The sequence below is a fragment of the Sphingomonas sp. LM7 genome, assembly GCF_002002925.1.
Lineage (GTDB): Bacteria > Pseudomonadota > Alphaproteobacteria > Sphingomonadales > Sphingomonadaceae > Sphingomonas.
The window spans coordinates 2566718-2585846 of record NZ_CP019511.1 but is presented as its reverse complement, the minus strand read 5'-3'; the positions used below and the strand labels follow the sequence as shown (position 1 = coordinate 2585846).

General features: G+C 67.3%; 17 protein-coding genes. 11 read left to right on the top strand and 6 right to left on the bottom strand.

Annotated elements, in window-relative coordinates:
• Positions 1-31: 31 nt before the first annotated feature.
• On the bottom strand, positions 32-2701 hold the full coding sequence (gene acnA, locus BXU08_RS11755; protein ID WP_077510228.1) for an aconitate hydratase AcnA: 2670 nt from the start codon (positions 2699-2701) through the stop codon (positions 32-34).
• A gap of 372 nt (positions 2702-3073) precedes the next feature.
• Between acnA and BXU08_RS11750 the strand changes: the two genes are divergently transcribed.
• The gene (locus BXU08_RS11750) at positions 3074-4216 is read left to right on the top strand and encodes a VWA domain-containing protein (RefSeq protein WP_077510227.1); all 1143 of its coding nucleotides are present in this window, start codon (positions 3074-3076) and stop codon (positions 4214-4216) included.
• 83 nt (positions 4217-4299) lie between these two features.
• On the opposite strand, the gene BXU08_RS11745 is transcribed toward BXU08_RS11750, so the two are convergent.
• Positions 4300-4542 (bottom strand): DUF6894 family protein, encoded by a 243-nt coding sequence (locus BXU08_RS11745; protein WP_077510226.1) that lies wholly within the window; start codon positions 4540-4542, stop codon positions 4300-4302.
• A gap of 186 nt (positions 4543-4728) precedes the next feature.
• Here BXU08_RS11745 and BXU08_RS11740 point away from each other — a divergent pair, with 186 nt between their 5' ends.
• From BXU08_RS11740 to BXU08_RS11730, 3 genes are all read left to right on the top strand, one after another.
• Positions 4729-5559: a hypothetical protein gene (locus tag BXU08_RS11740; protein ID WP_077510225.1), complete on the top strand. Its 831-nt coding sequence runs from the start codon at positions 4729-4731 to the stop codon at positions 5557-5559.
• A 29-nt stretch (positions 5560-5588) separates the two neighbouring features.
• Positions 5589-6626 carry a hypothetical protein gene (locus BXU08_RS11735; protein ID WP_077510224.1) on the top strand — a complete coding sequence of 346 codons (1038 nt, stop codon included), beginning with the start codon at positions 5589-5591 and terminating at the stop codon, positions 6624-6626.
• A 65-nt stretch (positions 6627-6691) separates the two neighbouring features.
• Positions 6692-7222 carry a superoxide dismutase family protein gene (locus BXU08_RS11730; RefSeq protein WP_077510223.1) on the top strand — a complete coding sequence of 177 codons (531 nt, stop codon included), beginning with the start codon at positions 6692-6694 and terminating at the stop codon, positions 7220-7222.
• Between the two features lie 201 nt (positions 7223-7423).
• Here the strand turns inward: BXU08_RS11730 and BXU08_RS11725 are convergent, their stop codons facing one another.
• Both BXU08_RS11725 and BXU08_RS20540 read right to left on the bottom strand, forming a co-directional pair.
• On the bottom strand, positions 7424-8476 hold the full coding sequence (locus BXU08_RS11725) for a hypothetical protein (RefSeq protein WP_077510222.1): 1053 nt from the start codon (positions 8474-8476) through the stop codon (positions 7424-7426).
• 182 nt (positions 8477-8658) lie between these two features.
• Positions 8659-8793 carry a DUF559 domain-containing protein gene (locus BXU08_RS20540; RefSeq protein WP_077512325.1) on the bottom strand — a complete coding sequence of 45 codons (135 nt, stop codon included), beginning with the start codon at positions 8791-8793 and terminating at the stop codon, positions 8659-8661.
• A gap of 77 nt (positions 8794-8870) precedes the next feature.
• On the opposite strand from BXU08_RS20540, the gene BXU08_RS20050 reads away from it, so the two are divergent.
• The 4 genes from BXU08_RS20050 to BXU08_RS11705 all read left to right on the top strand — a co-directional run bounded on the left by BXU08_RS20050 (position 8871) and on the right by BXU08_RS11705 (position 13058).
• On the top strand, positions 8871-9029 hold the full coding sequence (locus BXU08_RS20050) for a hypothetical protein (RefSeq protein ID WP_171982502.1): 159 nt from the start codon (positions 8871-8873) through the stop codon (positions 9027-9029).
• Between the two features lie 101 nt (positions 9030-9130).
• Positions 9131-10063 carry an ABC transporter ATP-binding protein gene (locus BXU08_RS11715; protein ID WP_216352871.1) on the top strand — a complete coding sequence of 311 codons (933 nt, stop codon included), beginning with the start codon at positions 9131-9133 and terminating at the stop codon, positions 10061-10063.
• The gene (locus BXU08_RS11710) at positions 10056-10904 is read left to right on the top strand and encodes an ABC transporter permease (protein ID WP_077510221.1); all 849 of its coding nucleotides are present in this window, start codon (positions 10056-10058) and stop codon (positions 10902-10904) included. The genes BXU08_RS11715 and BXU08_RS11710 overlap by 8 nt, the downstream gene beginning before the upstream one ends.
• A 93-nt stretch (positions 10905-10997) precedes the next feature.
• Entirely contained in the window at positions 10998-13058 is a 2061-nt protein-coding gene (locus BXU08_RS11705; protein ID WP_077510220.1) for a glycoside hydrolase 43 family protein, read from the top strand.
• Here BXU08_RS11705 and BXU08_RS11700 read toward each other — a convergent pair whose 3' ends face one another.
• Positions 13059-13490: a hypothetical protein gene (locus BXU08_RS11700; protein WP_077510219.1), complete on the bottom strand. Its 432-nt coding sequence runs from the start codon at positions 13488-13490 to the stop codon at positions 13059-13061.
• Position 13491: 1 nt separating this feature from the next.
• On the bottom strand, positions 13492-15051 hold the full coding sequence (locus BXU08_RS11695; RefSeq protein ID WP_077510218.1) for an MFS transporter: 1560 nt from the start codon (positions 15049-15051) through the stop codon (positions 13492-13494).
• 111 nt (positions 15052-15162) lie between these two features.
• Here BXU08_RS11695 and BXU08_RS11690 point away from each other — a divergent pair, with 111 nt between their 5' ends.
• The 3 genes from BXU08_RS11690 to BXU08_RS11680 all read left to right on the top strand — a co-directional run bounded on the left by BXU08_RS11690 (position 15163) and on the right by BXU08_RS11680 (position 19087).
• A complete protein-coding gene (locus tag BXU08_RS11690; RefSeq protein ID WP_077510217.1) occupies positions 15163-15627 on the top strand; it encodes a low molecular weight protein-tyrosine-phosphatase in 465 nt (154 codons plus the stop codon).
• Positions 15628-15706: 79 nt separating this feature from the next.
• On the top strand, positions 15707-15946 hold the full coding sequence (locus tag BXU08_RS11685; RefSeq protein WP_077510216.1) for a hypothetical protein: 240 nt from the start codon (positions 15707-15709) through the stop codon (positions 15944-15946).
• Between the two features lie 630 nt (positions 15947-16576).
• Positions 16577-19087 carry a TonB-dependent receptor domain-containing protein gene (locus BXU08_RS11680; protein ID WP_077510215.1) on the top strand — a complete coding sequence of 837 codons (2511 nt, stop codon included), beginning with the start codon at positions 16577-16579 and terminating at the stop codon, positions 19085-19087.
• Positions 19088-19129: the final 42 nt, after the last annotated feature.

The following is a 19129-nucleotide window of genomic DNA, read 5'->3' as shown; positions in this document are numbered from 1 at the left end:
CCACCGCGGCCCTTTTTGTTTGTTCGGAAGCTTATGCGGCGAGGTTGCGCAGCACGTACTGCAGGATGCCGCCGTTGAGGAAATATTCCAGCTCGTTGACCGTATCGATGCGGCAGCGGGTCTGGAAGGTCTCGGTCTTGCCGTCCTTGCGGGTGAGCGTAACTTCGACGTCCTGGCGCGGACGCAGGCTGGCGACGCCGGTGATCGTGAAGGTCTCCGAACCGTCGAGGCGGAGCGTCTGGCGCGTCACCCCTTCGGCGAACTGGAGCGGGACGACGCCCATGCCGACCAGGTTCGAGCGGTGGATGCGCTCGAAGCTCTCCGTGATCACGGCGCGCACGCCGAGCAGGTTGGTGCCCTTGGCCGCCCAGTCGCGCGACGAGCCGGTGCCATATTCCTTGCCGGCGACGATCACCAGCGGGGTGCCATCGGCCTTGTGGCGCATCGCGGCGTCGTAGATCGGCATGACCTGATCGTGATATTTGGTCATGCCGCCTTCGATGCCGGGGACCATTTCGTTCTTGATGCGAATGTTGGCGAAGGTGCCGCGAACCATGACTTCGTCGTTGCCGCGGCGCGCGCCGTAGCTGTTGAAGTCCTTGCGCGCGACCTGATGGTCCTGGAGGAACTTGCCCGCGGGGCTGTCCGCCTTGATCGAACCGGCCGGCGAAATATGGTCGGTGGTGATCGAATCTCCGAGGATTGCCAAGGGCTTGGCATCGATGATGTCCTGCACCGGGGCGGGAGTCATCGTCAGGCCTTCGAAGTAGGGCGGGTTGTGGATATAAGTGCTGCTGACCGGCCAGGCATAGGTGGCCGAGCCGGCTACGGTGATGCCCTGCCAGTGGCTGTCGCCGAGGTACACGTTCGAATATCGGGTACGGAACATCTCGTCGTCGATGTTGGCGGCGATCAGCCCGGCGACTTCCGCATTCGAGGGCCAGATGTCCTTGAGGAAGACGGGGCCGTTGGTGCCCTCGCCGATCGGCGTCTCGTACATGTCCTCGGTTACCGTGCCCTTGAGCGCATAGGCGACGACCAGCGGCGGCGAGGCGAGGAAGTTGGCGCGCACGTCGGGCGACACGCGGCCCTCGAAATTGCGGTTGCCCGAGAGGACCGAGGCCGCGACGATGTCGTTGCCGTTGATCGCCGCAGAAATCGGCTCGGCGAGCGGGCCCGAATTGCCGATGCAGGTGGTGCAGCCATAGCCGACGAGGTTGAACCCGATCGCGTCGAGATCCTCGCTGAGCCCCGCCTTGTTGAGATAGTCGGTCACGACCTGCGAGCCCGGCGCCAGCGACGTCTTGACCCACGGCTTGCGCGTCAGGCCGAGCGCGCGTGCCTTGCGCGCCACCAGGCCCGCGGCGATCAGCACCGAGGGGTTCGAGGTGTTGGTGCACGAAGTGATCGCGGCGATCACGACGTCGCCGTCGCCGATATCGTGCTCGGCGCCTTCGACTGCGACGCGCTCGGCGCGGTCCTTGTGATAGACCTTCTGCAGATCGGCGTTGAACACTTCGTCGACCACGTCGAGGCTCACCCGGTCCTGCGGACGCTTGGGGCCGGCGAGCGACGGGCGGACGCAGCTCATGTCGAGCTCGAGCGCGTCGGTGAAGATCGGCTCGGGGCTGTCGACATCGTGCCACATGCCCTGTGCCTTGGCATAGGCTTCGACCAGCGCGATCGTATCGTCCGGACGGCCGGTGAGACGCATGTAATCCATGGTCTTCTCGTCGATCGGGAAGAAGCCGCAGGTCGCGCCGTACTCGGGCGCCATGTTGGCGATCGTCGCGCGATCGGCCAGCGTCATCGCGTGGAGGCCGGGGCCGTAGAATTCGACGAAGCGGCCGACCACGCCCTTGGCGCGCAGCATCTGGGTGACGGTGAGCACCAGATCGGTGGCGGTGATGCCCTCGCCCAGCGCGCCGGTCAGCTTGAAGCCGACGACTTCGGGGATGAGCATCGACACCGGCTGGCCGAGCATCGCGGCCTCGGCCTCGATCCCGCCGACGCCCCAGCCGAGCACGCCGAGGCCATTGACCATCGTGGTGTGGCTGTCGGTGCCGACAAGCGTGTCGGGATAGGCGACGATCGAGCCGTCGGGCGCGGCCGACGACCAGATCGACTGCGAGATATATTCCAGATTGACCTGGTGGCAGATGCCGGTGCCAGGGGGAACGACCTGGAAATTGTCGAGCGCCTTCGAACCCCATTTGAGGAACTCGTAGCGCTCCGAATTGCGCTCATACTCGAGCTCGACATTCTGGCCGAACGACTGCGGGGTGCCGAACTCGTCGACCATCACCGAGTGATCGATGACGAGATGGACGGGGACCTGCGGATTGATCTTGGCCGCGTCGCCGCCCAGCTTGGTGATGGCGTCGCGCATCGCGGCGAGATCGACCACGCACGGCACGCCGGTGAAGTCCTGCATCAGCACGCGGGCGGGGCGATACTGGATCTCGCGGTTCGAGCGCGCGTCCTTCTGCCAGTCGACCAGCGCCTGGGCATCGTCCTTGGTGACGGTCTTGCCGTCCTCGAAGCGCAGCATGTTCTCGAGCAGCACCTTCATCGAGAAGGGCAGGCGGCTGATGTCGCCGAGCTTCTTCGCGGCCTTGGGCAGCGAATAGAAGCTGTAGCTCTTCTCACCGACGGTGAGGGTATCGCGGGTGCCGAGCGTATCGTTGCCGATGGCGGTCATGGGGCGCGGGGTCCTTTCTTTGTCCGGCCCGGGCGCTCGGGGGACGCTATCCTTTATAGGACCGCGCGGGCGCGCCGGAGAGTGCTGCGAATGCGAAGATTCGTGGCGGGCCTTAGCAAGGGGGGGAGGGGAGGGGAAGGGGAGGCAGGTAGGGGGAGTGGGGCGGAGTGGGCATATTGCAGATTTTGGGCCGATGGCGGACGACCGCTGTTGGTCGGCAGCCCGCAAAAGGCTGACGGTCCGCTGCCGCGGGCCTGGTCGAAACGCAATGCCAGCCGGGCGCGGACGCTTTGTTTGCGCGCTCATCCGGCTTGCTCCTGCAGCCTGTGACGGCATTTTGGCGGATCGGCGGTCTGATGCTAGACTTCGCTCATGGACGTCGCTCGTAGCTGCATTCCCGGTCTCCTGGCGCTGGCCATCTGTGGATGCGGCGGTTCCAAAAATGAAACCAGCGACGACGCGTCGGCGCCGCTGAGCAACGTAAGCGCGGACGAGGTCGTACAGGCGCGCGCCTATGTCGGCCAGTTCACCACCGAGAACCCCGAACGCTGCTTCGAAGAAGTCAGGCTGAATCAGCCAGAGCTGGAACGGCGTGCGAGCGATGGAATCGGGCCCCGCATTCCGCCGGTTCGCGTCGTTGTCGCGATCGACGGCTCCGGCTCGATGGCGGGTCGGATCGGCGGACAGACCAAACTCGATCTCGCCCGCGAGGCTGCCACGCGCTTCGTCGACGGCCTGCCGTCGTCCGTGGAGGCCTCGCTACTCGTCTTCGGGCAGCAGGGAGACAACAGCGAGGCGGGCAAGGCCAAGTCCTGCGCGGGCGTCGACCTTCTTGCCCATATGTCAAATGATCGCGCGGCGCTCGGTGCCGCAGTCTCCAGGGTTCGGGCGGTGGGCTGGACGCCGCTCGCCGCCGGCCTCGCAAGGGCCGAGACGCTGCTGGCCCGCTCTTCGACCGAAGGAGAACAGGTTATTTATGTCGTCTCCGACGGCGAGGAAACCTGCGGAGGCGATCCGGTGGCGACTGCGCGACGGATCAACAGCGGCAAGACTCTTGCGATCGTCAATATCATCGGTTTCGGCCTGCCATCGAGCGAAGCGGCGGTGCTGAAGGCTGTCTCCGATTCCGGCGGCGGCAGTTTCGTCAACGTCAACAGCCGCGCCGATTATGACCGGACGCTCGGGCAGGTGCGCGAATCCAACCGCCAGGCTGGTAATGCCGTGCGCCAGAGCAATGCCACCTCGGGTAACGCAGTGCGTACCTCAAACGCGTTCAGCAGCGCCGCCGTCTGCATCAGCAACATAATCAGCGGCGAAAGCGTCCGGATGAGCAATGACCTGTCCGTAAGGGCCGTTCGGGGCGAGGCTCTGCCATTTGATCGCACTGCCCTAGCGCTGCTGAAGGAGCGACACGAGGCATTGAAGGTTGGGCTGAAACGCTATCAAGCGCGGTTGCAGGGCAGCGAATCTCGTGCGCGCGACACGATCGATGCAGCCGCCGATGCGGTCCGCTAGGCCGACGCGGAAAACGACTTGATGTTCGGACGCTGTGGCCGAGTGCCCGGAGCGCTGGCCGGATTTCACATCGCTAAATCGGCCTAGCTGATCTGCCGCGCGATATCCGCGAGCAATATCCGCGCGACCGGGTGGTGGCGTTCGTCTTCGATCTCGAGTGTGCCGCGGAGCGGGGCGGGGGCGCGGCGGCGGTGGTTGTGGATCAGCGAGCGGGCGCGGCCCTGGCCCTCGGCGAGCGCGGCGGCGAGGCTTGGGAATTCGCGGGGGGTGTCGTCGCGGCGGGGGGCGCTTCCCTGGGTGCGCAGCTGGAAGAAGAACTGGGGCATGGAGCGTCAAATGCGCAGCGCCCCGGCGGGTTGCGCGGGATAATCTGGATCAGTGCGAATTTAGCGGCCGGACGGCGCGACGCGGTCGGGACTGCGTTAAATGCTGCCGTGGTGTTCCTATTTGGTTCTTTCAATGTAGGAAATGATGCGATATCTGGTTGGTTGGGCTTTGCTGGGGAACTTCGTATGTCTGACCTGCCTTCGCCGTCGCTTTTGACTTTGCCGCATTGGACGCTGCGCACCGCGGCGAAGCCATATGCGCGGTGGAGCGCCGACACCGACCAGGCCTTTCTGCTCGCGCTGCGGCTGACCGGGCAGGTGCGCGCCGCGGCTGCGGCGATCGGGCGGTCGATCTCCTCGGCGTATCAAAGGCGGCAGCGCGATGCGGATTTCGCGGCGCGATGGGACCTGGTAGTCGACGAGCAGCAGGCGGCGTGGATCGTGGCGCAGCACAAGGCCGCGCAGGCGCTGGAGGATGTGCCGCTCGGCGATCATCGCGTGCGCCGCGACGGCTGGAGCGAAGCGCGGCGCAAACTGTTCCTGCGCGCCCTATCCGAGACCGGATCGGTGCGCGATGCCTGCGCGCGGGCGCGGATCTCGTCGACCGCGGCTTATACGCTGCGGAGAAAATGCGCGCGGTTCGCGACGGATTGGGCGGCGGCGCTCGATACCCAGGCCGTGACGGTCGAGCAGGTGGCGTTCGAGCGCGCAGTGCTCGGCTGGGAGGAGCCGATCGTGCAGAGCGGGCAAATAGTCGGGCAGCGCTGGCGTTTCTCCGAGACGCTGCTGCGGGCGCTGTTCCAGCAGGCCCAGCGGGCGGAGGCGTCGGCGCAGCCGGGCCGCCGCGGGACGACGTTCGTCAAGCCGATGCCGACGCGCGAGGAGACCAATGCCGCGCTGGCCAAGGCGATCGCGGCGGCGGAGAAGCGGATGCTGGCCGAGGCGGCGCTGGAGCAGGCGGGCGGGGCGGAGCGCTGGCGCGATGCGGAGGAGGCGTTGTCGCCACCCGACGGCTGACCTAGGCTCGACGGGGCGAGGGGGAGCCGATGCTGATTTTGGAACTGGCGGGAGTGGCTCTGCTGCTGGGCGCGGGCGTGGCGCAGGCACAGGAGCTGCCGCCCGCGGCGCCGACGCCCGTGCCCGAATGCCGGCGCGTGGGCGAGGCGGACTTTTTGCGGATCGATCCGGGGGCGGCGGCCTTGCTTGGCGAGATCGGGCTCGACCGGACGGCAGTGTTCGACCGGATGGCGGAGACGTCGATCCCCGAGACGATGGGCTGCTGGGCGATGCCGGTGGGCAATTTCGACAGCCAGCTGGTGTCGGTGGGGATGAGCCAGTGGAACTACGGCACCGGCAGCCTGCAACCGGTGCTCAAGGCGTGGAAGAAGGCGCTGGGGAGCCGGTTCGGGCGGACGCGCAGGGCGCTGGCGCCGGTCTATGGCAAGCTGCTGTTTTCGCGGGACTGCCTGAAGGTGCCGGTGAAGGACAAGTGCCGGCGGGGGATATTGGCGGCGCATGGGCCCGACGGGAAGCTCGGGCCGGTGATGCTGGCCGAGCTGACGGCGGTGTTCGAGAGCGACGCGATGCTCCAGGTGCAGACCGATGCCTATGTCGCGCTGCTGCTGGAGGTGCGGGCGGACCTGTTGCGGGTGTTCGCCGGGCAGAAGATCACGATGCGCAAGGTGCGCTGGGCGATCGACACCAAGGTGCAGCAGGGGTTTTTCCCGGTCGACGAGGATCTGGTGCGGCTAAGGGCCAAGCTGGCGGCGATGCCCGAGGACGAGCGCTGGGAGCGGCTGCGCGCGGTGTTCGACTGGTATGCCGCGCTCGGCCGGAGCATCGACCAGGACGGGGTGGGGCGCGACTGGGCGTGGAACGTCGCGCAGTGGCGGTGCATGATCGACAAGGGAATGGTCGATCCCGAGCAATATGAGATGCTCCACCTGACCTTTTTGCGCAGCCGGACCGCGGTGGGGAATAGCGGGCGGTGGCAGGCGCTGACCTTCTCGCGGCGGGGCAAGATCGTGCTCGGCATCGGCAGCGTGAGCGGGAAGCGCGACGGGGATTGCCTGGGAAGCGGCTGACCCCCCTTGGAACCGGCGCGGCGCCGGTCCATTAGAAGGCACGAGCAAGCAGGGAGTTCGCGGGAATGAAGGTCGTGGCGATGGTGGCGGTTGCAGCCGCAGTGGCAGTGAGCGGGTGCGCGACTCCCGAGCAGAATGCGCGCTACATGGCGGGCAAGTACCGCGCGCAGGCGGACATCATGAACCCCGCGGGCGAGAAGATCGGCACCGCGATCGCCGAGGAAGTCGACGGTGCGATCCGCGTGATGGTCGAGGCGGGCAAGCTGCCGCAGGGGCCGCACGGGACGCATATCCACACCGTCGGCAAGTGCGAGGCGCCGGACTATGCCAGCGCGGGCGGGCACTGGAACCCGACCAGCCACCAGCATGGCAAGGAGAATCCGGCGGGTCCCCATGCCGGCGACATGCCCAATCTGGACATCGACGCCGACGGGCGCGACCGCACGATCTTCACGCTGCCGGGCGGCACCTATGCCGGGCTGCTCGACGAGGACGGCGCGGCGATCGTGATCCACGCCAATGCCGACGACTACAAGACCGACCCGTCGGGCAATTCGGGCGGGCGGATCGCGTGCGGGGTGTTCCAGGCGATGTGACCGGGACGGCGCCGGTCAGCGATAGACCGGCGTCACCACGGTGATCGGTGCGGCGAACTGGCCGACCGGGTTGGACGTGCAATTGGCGGGCGCCTTGCCCAGCGGCGATTGCTCCATGCACCAGATTGCGCCGGACGCGGCCGGCGGTTTTCTTGCGCATCCCCGCCTTGTAGCTCGGCGGATTTAAGCAAGCGTTTCGCGCTATCGGACGTTGATCGTCAGTGTCTTGTCGCCGCGCGCGCTGGACGAGATCGGGCGGGTTTTGCCGAGCATCGCGACGACCTTGTCGGGTGCGGGAAGCTTGTCGAACGCCGGGAAGACATAGGATGTCGCTAGATCCTGGAGCGTCACTGCATAGCCGGGACTGCCGCCATCCAGCTTAAGCTCGGGATAGACGCTGATCGTGCGGCCGGCGTCGCCCAGCGCGATGAGATAGCCTTCGCCGCCGGCGAGCGCGCGATAGGCCGTGGCCATCTTGCCCGGCGCCCCTTCGCGACAGAAGCCCGACGGGCCCGGGCCTGCGGCCTTCTCGACCTCCGGATTGCGCGCGGCGCTCGCCAGCGCCGCACCGAACAGCGCCATGGTCATGTCGGGCTTCTTGGGCTTGGCCTTTTTCGAGAAGTTGAGCGCAGTGGTACACGGCGCGATCGGCGCGGCGGCGGGGGCCTGCGCCGCCGCGGTAGCCGGAGCCGGCCAGCCGAGCCCGGCAACGGCTTCCACCAGTTTGGCGTCGAGCGCGGCAGGGTCGAGCTGAGTCGAGCTCAGCCGCAGCGCCACCAGCCACTCGCCGAGCGGGAGCAGCGCCGCGCCGGTCGCCTTGAACGGCCCCTTGCCCGGAACATAGACGCGCCGCAGCGCACCGGCGGCCGTGGCGTGCGGTGGAGCGAATGCGATCGGCGCGCCGTGCGGCACGGAATCGCCGAAGGCGTCGCGGCCCAGGACGTGCGTCTCGATCCGATCGAACCACATCGGCACGGCCTGCACCGCGGGACGAAAGATATAGAGCGTCAAATGGAGCGTCTGCGGATCGCCGAACTGGACCGACACGTCGATCTCGCCGGTGGTGGCGTCGGTGATGGCGGTGCGCGGCATGCCGGCAAGCGCCTGTGGAACGATCAGGCCGGTGGCGGCGTGCTGCCATTTCTTGCCCGCCGGCACGTCGATCGTGCGGCTCTGCTGCGCCTGTGCGATGCACGGTGCCGCGAGCATCGCCGCTGCCAGTGCAAGGCTTGCGTGCCGGATATGGTTTGCCATGCTCTGATCTCCCCCGGGGCGATCATGTCGCGGCGGTGGTGGGCGCGCAAGGGCGTCCGATCCCGGGGTCCGGATGGCGGTCTCCCCCGTGGGTAAAAACGGGCGCCAGCGATACCGTGGCCGCCCCGCACTCCCTGGCGGGAGGAGATGGGGGTGGGTGCCGTCGAGGCACTTGGCGGCGCCTACAGAATAAACTGGGCAGCGCCATCTGGACTGGCGAGCACGTCGGAATTCCACAACCGGATTACTCGCCAGCCTTGAGGCGTGAGGTAGACCGTGCGCCGCGCATCCGCTTCCCCCTCCCTTGCAGGGAATATTGTTGGAGCCTGGGTCGTTCACAACGCATTCGTATTGCGGGCGTGCTTGATCGGCGCGGATCGTGCATAGGCGCCTTATGATTGCACATCAGCGCTGGACCCAGTCCCACATCACCGAGCTGCGGAGCCGCCTGGAGCTTGGCGCTTCGGTGGACGATATCGCCGAGACGCTGGGGCGGCCGCTGGAGAATGTCCGCGCGATGATGTCGCGGCTGCGCTTGCGCGTTCGCGTCTAACCCGGCTTCGGCCGGCCTAACTTCGTCCTTTGGCGCCGCGGTGGCTTGCGCTGGGGCGCGCCGCGCGACACACCATGCCCAGGCCGCCAGGGGGGGAATGGATGGAGCAGATGCGCGGGGGCGGGGAACCGGTCCTTGAGATCGCCGGGCTGGGCAAGACCTATGGCCGGCGCGGCGGCGGCGTGCGCGCCGTCCAGGACGTGTCGCTCACCGTGCGCGCGGGCGAGGTCTATGGCTTTCTGGGCGCCAATGGCGCGGGGAAGAGCACGACGATCCGGATGCTGCTGGGGCTGATCACGCCGAGCGCGGGGACGATCCGGATGTTCGGACGCGACCTGCGGCACGGCCAGCCGGTGCGGCGGGTAGGGTCGCTGGTCGATGGCGGGGCATTTTATCCGTTCCTGTCCGGGCGGCGGAACCTCGACGTACTGGCGCGGACGCAGGGGCTGGACGGCACCGGCATCGATGCGCTGCTGGCGCAGGTCGGGCTGGAGCGCGACGGCCACCGCAAGGTGAAGGGCTATTCCACCGGCATGCGGCAGCGGCTGGGCGTCGCCGCCGCGCTGCTCAACGATCCCGACCTCGTCATCCTCGACGAGCCTGCCAACGGCCTCGACGCGGCGGGCATCCAGGAGATGCGCGCGCTGATCCGCCGGCTGACCGCCGAGCATGGCAAGAGCGTGTTCCTGTCGAGCCATCTGCTCAACGAAGTGCAGCAGGTCTGCGATCGCGTGGCGATCATCGACCGCGGCGTGCTGATCCGCGAAGCATCGGTGGCGGACCTGCTCCAGACCGAAGCGAGCCTGCGCATCGTCGCGACGCCGCTGGAAGCCGCGCGCGCGGCGCTGGCGGAGCGCTGGCCGTGCGAAATCGACGGCACCGCGCTGGTGGTGCGCGCCGAACAGGCGCAGGCGCCCGAGATATTGCGTCGGCTGGTGGAGGCCCGGATCGACGTGTTCAGCCTGGCGCCGTCGCAGCGCACGCTGGAGGAAGCGTTCCTGGCGATCACCCAGTCGGAGACGGCCGATGCGTAACGTGATCTCGGCGGAATGGACCAAGCTGCTGCCGCACAAGGGCACCTGGATGCTGGTGTGGCTGTATCCGATCGGGCTGGCGGCGATCCTGCTCCTGATGTTCTTCGTCGCGCTGGCGACCGGCAATGCCGGCGCGCCGATGATCGCGTCGCGCTGGATCGAGCAGACCGCGCTGATCTGGTACACGCCGACGAGCGGGTTCGGCCGCTATCTGATCGCCGGCTATTTCGCGATCGTGTTCGCCGGGGAATATGGCTGGAACACCTGGAAGCTGGTGGTGCCGCATTGCGCGCGATGGAAGCTGATCGCGGCCAAATATGCCGTGACGCTGGGGCTGCTCTATCTGGCCTGGCTGGCGGCCGCGGTGATCGCGCTGGTCATGGCGGGGGTGCAGGCGGCCGCGCTGGGCGTCCCGGTGCCTTCGGGGGTGACCGCAGCCGCGCTGGTGGAGGGGCATCTGGCGATCGTCGCGCAGGGGATCGTGCCGCTGCTGCTGACCGCAGCCTATGCGAGCTTTGCGGCGGTGCTGACGCGATCGACGCTGGCGGCGCTGATCATCTCGATCGTGCTGATCACGATCGACGAAGTGTTCGCCAAGCTGATGCCGGTGCTCAGTGCTTGGGGAATGGACTGGATGGCGGTCCTGTTCCGGGTGGTGCCGAGCTATCACCTCGAGAATCTGATGAGCTGGATGCGCGACGGCGCCGGGTTCCAGGTGCCGCTCGCCAGCGGGACGGTGGTCGCCTATTCGCAAACGGTGTCGCTGCTCGTGCTGGCGGCGTGGATCGTCGGGCTGGTGGCGCTGGTGTTCGCGGCATTCCGGCGGCAGGACCTCAACTGAGGCGCGCGGCGTAGATCGAATTAGTCGGACAATTCCTTGACACGCTCCCGGACCGCGCAATAGCCCGTCCGCAACGATAAGGCGGAGGGGATAATGGCTCGGATGTCGCGGCTGTTGGTGGCGATGATGCTGGGGGCTGCGGCGTTGCCCATAGCGGCGGCGGCGCAGGTGCCGGGCAAGACCTGGACTGCCGACAATGGCGACGGGACCTTCACCAATCCGCTGTTCTATGACGAGTTTTCCGACCCCGACATGATCCGGGTGGGCGAGGATTACTACCTCACCGGCACCACCAACCACAGCCAGCCCGGGCTGCCGATCCTCCATTCGCGCGATCTGGTGAACTGGACGCTGCTCGGCTACGCCTTCGACCGAATGGACCTGGGTCCAGACATGCGGCTCGAGGGCGGCAAGAGCATGTACGGCCAGGGGATCTGGGCGCCGAGCTTCCGCTACCACAACGGCATCTTCTACATTTTCTCCAACGTCAACGGCCACACGACGCAGGTCTTCCGCGCGACCAATCCGGCGGGGCCGTGGACGCGGACGCCGATGAAGCGCTCGCTCCACGATCTCGGCGTGCTCTTCGACGACGACGGCAAGGTCTATGTGGTGTGGGGCTATCGCGAAGTGCGGATGGCGCAGCTGAATGCGGCGCTCGACGATGTGGTGCCGGGCAGCGAGCGAGTGATCATCAAGGCCGAGCAGGGGATGGGCGAGGGGGCGCATCTCTACAAGGTCGACGGGCGCTATTACATCTCCAGCGCGTGGTTCTCGGGACGGATGCGGATGCCGATGGCGCGCGCCGACAAGCCCTATGGCCCGTATGAAGTGAACCACGCGATCAGCCTCGACGAAGGCTGGGGGAGCGAGGAGGGATACCGCCACCGCGGCGAGCCCAGGCCGCCGTTCGACATCGCCCCGCCGACCACCGCGCTGGGGCGCAACGTGCTGCACCAGGGCGGGATCGTCCAGACGCCGCAGGGCGAATGGTGGGGCTTCTCGATGACCGACTATAATTCGCTGGGGCGGCTTACCGGGCTGTCGCCGGTGACGTGGAAGGACGGCTGGCCCTATTTCGGGCTGCCGGGCAATCTGGGGCGGACGCCGCGGACCTGGGTCAAGCCGGCGACGGGCGTGGTGCAGAAGCCGTTCGCGCCCTATGTGCGCGACGATGGCTTTGCCGGGCCGGCGCTGGGGCGGGTGTGGCAGTGGAACCATGTGCCGGATGACGCGAAGTGGTCGCTCAAGGAGCGGCGCGGGTATCTGCGGCTGCATACGCTGCCTGCCGTCGATCTGATGACTGCGCGCAATTCGCTGACCCAGCGGGCGATCGGGCCGCAATCCTCGCCGGTGACTTTGCTCGAGACCACGGGTCTGCGCGACGGCGATACCGCCGGGCTGGCGCTGTTCGGGCTGCCGTGGCGGACGCTGGGCGTAACGCAGGCGGGCGGCAAGCAGGCGATCGAGTTTCGCGACCAGCGCGACGGCAAGGTGGTGCGGGTGCCGTTTGCGGAGGGCAGGGTCTGGCTGCGCGCGCAATGCGACTGGCTGACCGAGAAGGCGCGGTTCGAATATAGCCTCGACGGGCGCAAATTTACGCCGATCGGCGAGCCGTTCGTGATGGCGTTCCAGCTCAAGACCTTCCAGGGCATCCGCTATGCGCTGTTCGCGTATAATCAGACCGGGCGGGCGGGCGGCCATGCCGATTTCGACAGCTTCGCGGTGGACCAGCCCAATGCGAAGGGACTGATGCATCCGATCCCCCTGGGCAAGACGGTGACGCTGGTGTTGCACGGGAGCAAGCTGGCGCTGGCCGAGCATGAGACGTCGATCGTCGCGCGGGCGGGCGGCGACGCGGCGCGGTTCCGGGTGATCGACAAGGGGCTGGGGCGCGTGGCGCTGGCGCTGGGCGGCGGGCATCTCTCGATCAACGCGAGCGGCGACGCGTGGGTGAAGCCGGGCGACGCGGGGATGGCCGAGACCTTTGCGTGGATGGAGACGATTTATGGCGAGCCGATGCTGATGTCGCTCGCCACGCAGCGCTATCTCATGGTGGATTCGAGCGGGCAGGTCTCGGCGACCAGCCCCGGCGCGCGGGCGGACCGGGCGGACCATGCGCGGTTCGTGGTGACGGAGGTAGGCGGGCGCTGATCAGCAGGGGCCATGCCAGAACACGCCCGGATAGGGTTCGGAATAGCATCCCGGGAGCATGCCGAGTTCGTCCTTGCGTTCGACGATCTCGTACCCCCACCCGCCATCGAAGAACGGTACGGTGGTGATGGTGACCGCTCGTCTATCGACGACGACGAACTCCGGTTCCAGGCTTGCGATAGCGGTCGGCCAGTCGCGTTTGGGCACGATCGTCCAGCCCCGGACCGGATCGATCGGGTAGGTTGCCGCAAGCTGCCGCGATTCGGCTTTGACCGCGCGTAGCGTCGAGACCTGGTAGGTCGGGCCCAGGCAGCTGTTGACCAGCAGGAATGCCGCGAGGATTGCGAAAATTCCGAAGCGTATCCTCCTAGCGTGGCGCGCGGGAGGCGTTCGCGCGGGAGGCGTATCGGCGGAGGAGATGCTCCCGGTCATCTCACAGCGGCTCACCCGCGGCTTTCGCCCGCGCCTCGCGCGATGCCTCGGCCGCCGGGACCAGCCGCAGCGCGGCGATCGCGGCGCCTACCGCCAGCGGCAGCGTCACCAGCAGCGAGAGGATGCCGGTGGAGAGGCTGCCGGTCAGGTCGGCGACCCGGCCGGCGAGATAGGGGCCGAGCGCGAGGCCGATCAGCGTGGTGCCGATGAAGAAGGCGGCGGTAGCGGTGCCGCGCATGCGGGGGAGGACGAGGTCCTGCGTCGCGGCGGCGGCGGCACCCAGCGCGCAGCTGGCGAAGACCTGGGTGATCGGCAGCATCGCGTAGAACAACGACTTGTCGGTGGTGGTGAAGGCGATGACCATCGGCGCGATCGGCGCGAGGCTGCCGAACAGGATCACCATGATCCGGCCCGAGGCATAGCGGCGGCGGAGGCGATCGGCGGCGATTCCGCCCAGCGTTACGCCGAGGAACCCGCCGAGGATCGCCGGGCCGCCGATCCACAGCCCCGCCTCGCGGCTGGTGACGCCGAAGACCTGCGCGGCATAGCTCGGCGCGAGGCCGGCGACGGCATAGGCGAGGAAGGCGTTGAGGCCATAGGCGAGCACCACTGCGATAAAGGCGGGCGTGCCGATGATCAGGCTGAAGGTCGGCGCGTCGCGGTGGCGCAGCGCGGCCGACCAGCTGTAGACGGCATAGACGCCGATCCCCACGGCGAGCCATTGCGGCAGCGGCTCGCCGAGACGGAGCAGCGCGTAGACCGCCGCGGCGACCAGCGCGAGCACGACGAGGTTGCGGAACAACGCAGTCGCACCATTGCGCGCGGCACCGATCAGGGTGAGCGGCGGGATGATCGTCAGCAGGTCTTCGAGGAAGCTCTTGAACGGCGTGGGGTGCGGCGGGGCGCGCAACCCTTCGGACTGGCCGCGCATCGGCTCGCGCAGAGTCAGCACCCACAGCGCGAGGACGAGCCCGGGCAGGCCGACCGCCATGAACGCCGCCTGCCAGCCGACCAGTCCAAACGGCGGGTTGACGGGATAGGCCGCGTTCCACCAGTCGACGATCGCGCCGCCGAGATAGAGCGAGAAGCCGCCGCCGAAATAGATGCCGGCCGAATAGATGGCGAGCGCGGTGGCGCGCTGGCGGCGGGGGAACCAGTCCGAGATCAGCGAATAGGCCGAGGGGCTCGCCGTCGCCTCGCCGACCCCGACGCCGATCCGCGCGGCGGCGAGCTGGAGGCCGTTGCGCGACAGGCCCGACACCGCAGTCATCGTCGACCACAGCGCGAGCCCGATCGACATCAGCCGGACGCGGTGCCAGCTGTCCGCCAGCCGGCCGAGCGGGATGCCGAACAGCGCATAGAACACCCCGAACGCCGTGCCGTAGAGAAAGCCGATATCGGCATGGCTGAGCCCGAGGTCGCGGCGGATGTGCGGGGCGAGGATCGTCAGGATCTGGCGGTCGATGAAGTTGAGCGCATAGACCAGAAACAGCACCACCAGCACGTACCAGGCGTAAGGGCCGGCCTTGCGATCGGCCACGGCCGCGCTTGAACTCGCCATCCATTCCCTCCCTGTCCCGCCTGCCCTAAGGTCGGCGCGGGCCGCGCTGATGCGAGACCTCGTAAACCGAGGCTAGCAGACCATACCGTATTTACGAAATAGGGGATTTTCGTGCGCCCGCCGTCCATATTGTTCGTGTGTCTTGGTAACATTTGTCGCTCGCCGCTGGCCGAGGCGGCGTTTCGGGAGGCGGCGCGCCGCGAGGGGCTGGCGGCACATGCGGAGTCGGCTGCGACCGGCGAGTGGCAGGTCGGCAACGCGCCCGACCCGCGCAGCCAGGCCGTGGCGCTGGCGCACGGCATCGACATCTCGGGCAAGCGCGCGCGGCGGGTGCGCGGAGCGGACTTCACCAGCTTCGACCATATCCTCGCGCTCGATCCGCAGAACCTGCTCGACCTCCATGCGATGGCGCCGGGGCGCAGCACCGCGCGGATCGGGCTGCTGATGGACCAGGTGCCGGGATGCGCCGGGCAATCGGTCCGCGATCCCTATTATGGCGACGCGGCCGATTTCGATGCGGTTTGGAAGCAAGTGACGCGCGCGGCCGACGCGCTGGTGGCGACGCTGAAGGAATAAGCGCACGCCCGGCATTGGTCCTTGCCTGCCGACGGCTTTGCTGCGAGGCGGCGCGGCCTCGTGTTGGTTTGGAGTTGGCATGAAGAAGGTTCTGCAGGTGCTGTGCGTCGTCCTGATCGCAGCGACCCTGATGTTTGGCATGCGCTGGTATCGCTATGTCACCAGCGCCGAGACTCCCTATGACGAAGTCGGCATCACGCTGAACGGCTATATGCCGGGCCCGCTGCGCAGCTGGGGCTGCCACAAGCTCCAGGAACGCTTCCCCGGCCAGCTGCCGCCTTATGGTTGCGCGGCGGCGGATGGGCGTAGCTGGGCCTGACGATTTAGGCGGGCGAACAGGGCTTGCCTGCTATCGCGGCGGAGTGGTCGTCGTTAGCAGGTTCGGCCGGATCACTGTTAGTGTCCGACCGCTCGGATCCTCCCCGCTAGGGGGGAGGATCATACGGGACAGCTAACCATCAATCTCGGCGGTCCTCAATCGACCGGTGCGGCGCAGGGGCCGGTCGGGCTGGGGCCCGGCGCGGGGGTGCAGGACGGCGCCGGGCCGCGCTCGCGGGAGCGGTGGCGCGGTGCGTCGGCGGCGGAATAGGCTAACAGCCGCGCGAGGCGGCGTAACGAAGACATAGGTGCGACCCTCCCCGGATTCTTCATCTCGGTAAGGGTCGCAATCCCTGTCATGGCTAAGCCGTTCCGAACAATCGAGGTTAACCGGGACGAGACGTGTTTCGCGGCGATCGCCCAACGGTTCGTCGTGCGGGTGCCTCGTTTCGCCAGAACATGGTTAGCGCCTCCTTCTCCATAGCTCCGGAAAATTGCGGAGGGCTTTGCCGCGTCGCGAGGAGGCGGCGGCGCGCTTCGCCTTGATTTTGCGACAAAACTGTTACCGCTCGCACCGGCACCTACGGGAACCTCCTATAACGGAGCAGCACATTCCTATTGGGAGCTTAGAATGAAACGGGGTTATCTCTTCCTGGCTGCTGCGCCGCTCGCGCTCGCAGCGCCGGCCTATGCCAACACGGTCTCGAACACGGCGAACGCGCCGAAGGTCGAAGCCGATGCAAAGGCCGACGCACCTGCGCAGGACGCAAAGAAGCAGGAAGAAGTCTTCTCGACCGGCGTCGCCAAGGGCCGCGACCGCCTGGACAGCGCCACGTCGACCAGCGCATTGCGCGCCAGCGAGATCGACAAGATCGGTGCGCGCTCGATTTCCGAAATCCTCCGCGACATCCCCGGCATCCGCTCGGAAGCAGCGACCGGTGAGGGCAGCGCCAACATCACGATCCGCGGCCTGCCGATCGCATCGACCGGCGCCAAGTTCCTGCAGCTGCAGGAAGACGGCCTGCCGATCTTCGAATTCGGCGACATCGCCTTCGCGACTGCCGACACGTTCCTGCGTGCCGACCTGAACCTGGCGGCCGTCGAAGCGATCCGCGGCGGATCGGCCTCGACCTTCGCGTCGAACTCGCCCGGCGGCATCGTCAACTTCATCTCGAAGACCGGCGACGTCGAAGGCGGCTCGGTCCAGCTCTCGACCGGCCTCGACTATGGCATGCGCCGCGTCGATTTCGACTATGGCGCCAAGCTCAGCCCGACGCTGCGCTTCCATGTCGGCGGCTTCTGGCGAGACGGCGAAGGCCCGCGCGCAACCGGCTTCAACTCGACCCGCGGCGGCCAGATCAAGGTCAACGTCACCAAGGAATTCGACGGCGGCTATATCCGTATCTACGGCAAGTATCTCAACGACATCACCCCGGCATATGACATCACCGCGCTGGGCGTGAGCGGCACCAACGACAAGCCGGTCTACAAGAACATCGCCAATTACGACGTGCGCCACGACACGCTGTTCTCGCGCAACTTCCAGAGCCTGCTGACGCTGGACGGCAACAACCAGCCGGTGCTCGACGACATGACCGCGGGCCAGCATCCGATCGTCAAGTCGATCGGCGTCGAGAGCAAGTTCGAAATCGGCGGCTTCGACGTCACCGAGCGCTTCCGCTACGCCGGCATGTCCAACCATTACATGGGCATCTATTACACGCAGTTCGTCCCCGCCGCGGCGATGGCCGGTGCGTTCGGCGCCCCGGGCGGCTCGCTGCGCTTCGCCAGCGGCCCGAATGCCGGCACGACGATCACCGCCCCGGCCTCGCTCAACGGCAACGGCCTCGGCGCGCTGATGATGATCGCCGACACCGACCTCAACGACCTGAGCAACGTCACCAACGACATCCGCGCCAGCCGCGTGTGGAACGTCGGCGGCAACGACCTGACCACGACCTTCGGCCTGTACAGCTCGCACCAGACCATCGATTCCGACTGGAACTGGGCGACCGTGCTGAGCGGCGTCGCCAGCAACGGCGACAGCCAGCTGCTCGACGTCGTCACCTCGACCGGCGTCAAGGTCACCCAGGACGGCACGCTGCGCTATGGCTCGCCGACCAACCCGGCGCAGTTCAACCGCGGCTACAAGCTCGGCTACACGACCAACGCGCCGTTCGCGTCGGTCAACCTCAAGATCGGCGGCGTCTCGATCGGCGGTTCGCTCCGCTATGACTTCGGCAAGGCGAGCGGCAACGTGCTCGGCTATGACCTGGGTGGCGGCCGCGTCGGCACTGCGCCGCTGGACATCAACCGCGACGGCGTGATCGCAGTCCCCGAGATGCAGGTCGCGGTGCTTCCGCTCACCCGTCCGGCCCCGGTCGACTATACCTATGGCTATCTGAGCTACTCGGCCGGCGTGAACTGGCGCATCGCGGAGCCGCTCGCAGTGTTCGCGCGCTACAGCCGCGGCGGCCGTGCGAACGCCGACCGGATCAACTTCGGTCCGTTCATCAGCACGACCGACGGCAGCCTGGTCGACAAGGACGCGGCAGTCGACGTGGTGCACCAGGCCGAGGCGGGCGTTAAGTACCGCAACGACAACCTGACCGTGAACGTCACGGGCTTCTGGGCCAAGGCCGAGGACACCAACCTCGACTCGACCACCGGCCTGCCGATCGTGCGCGACTACAAGGCGATGGGCGCCGAGTTCGAAGGCAGCTACCGGATGGGCATCTTCAGCCTGACCGCCGGCGCGACCTACACGGACGCGGAGATCACGCACGACGTGCTCACCCCGGCGAACAACGGCAACGTGCCGCAGCACCAGGCAAAGCTGATCTTCCAGGCGACGCCGCAGATCACCACCGACAAGTTCAGCGTCGGCGCGGTCATCATCGGCACCACCGGCAGCTTCGCCACCGCGGCGAACACGCTGAAGGTTCCGGGCTACACGACGACCAACGCGTTCGTGCAGTTCCGTCCGCTCGATCGGGTGACGCTGGCAGTCAACGCCGCCAACCTGTTCGACGTGCTCGCGATCACTGCGATCGACGACGCAGTGATCCCGGCAGTCGGCGTGGCGCGTGCTCACGTCCTCAACGGTCGTACGATCTCGGCTTCGGTTCGCTTCGACTTCTAATCCGGCTCGGGCCCGGGCCGCTCTTCGGAGCGGTCCGGGCCC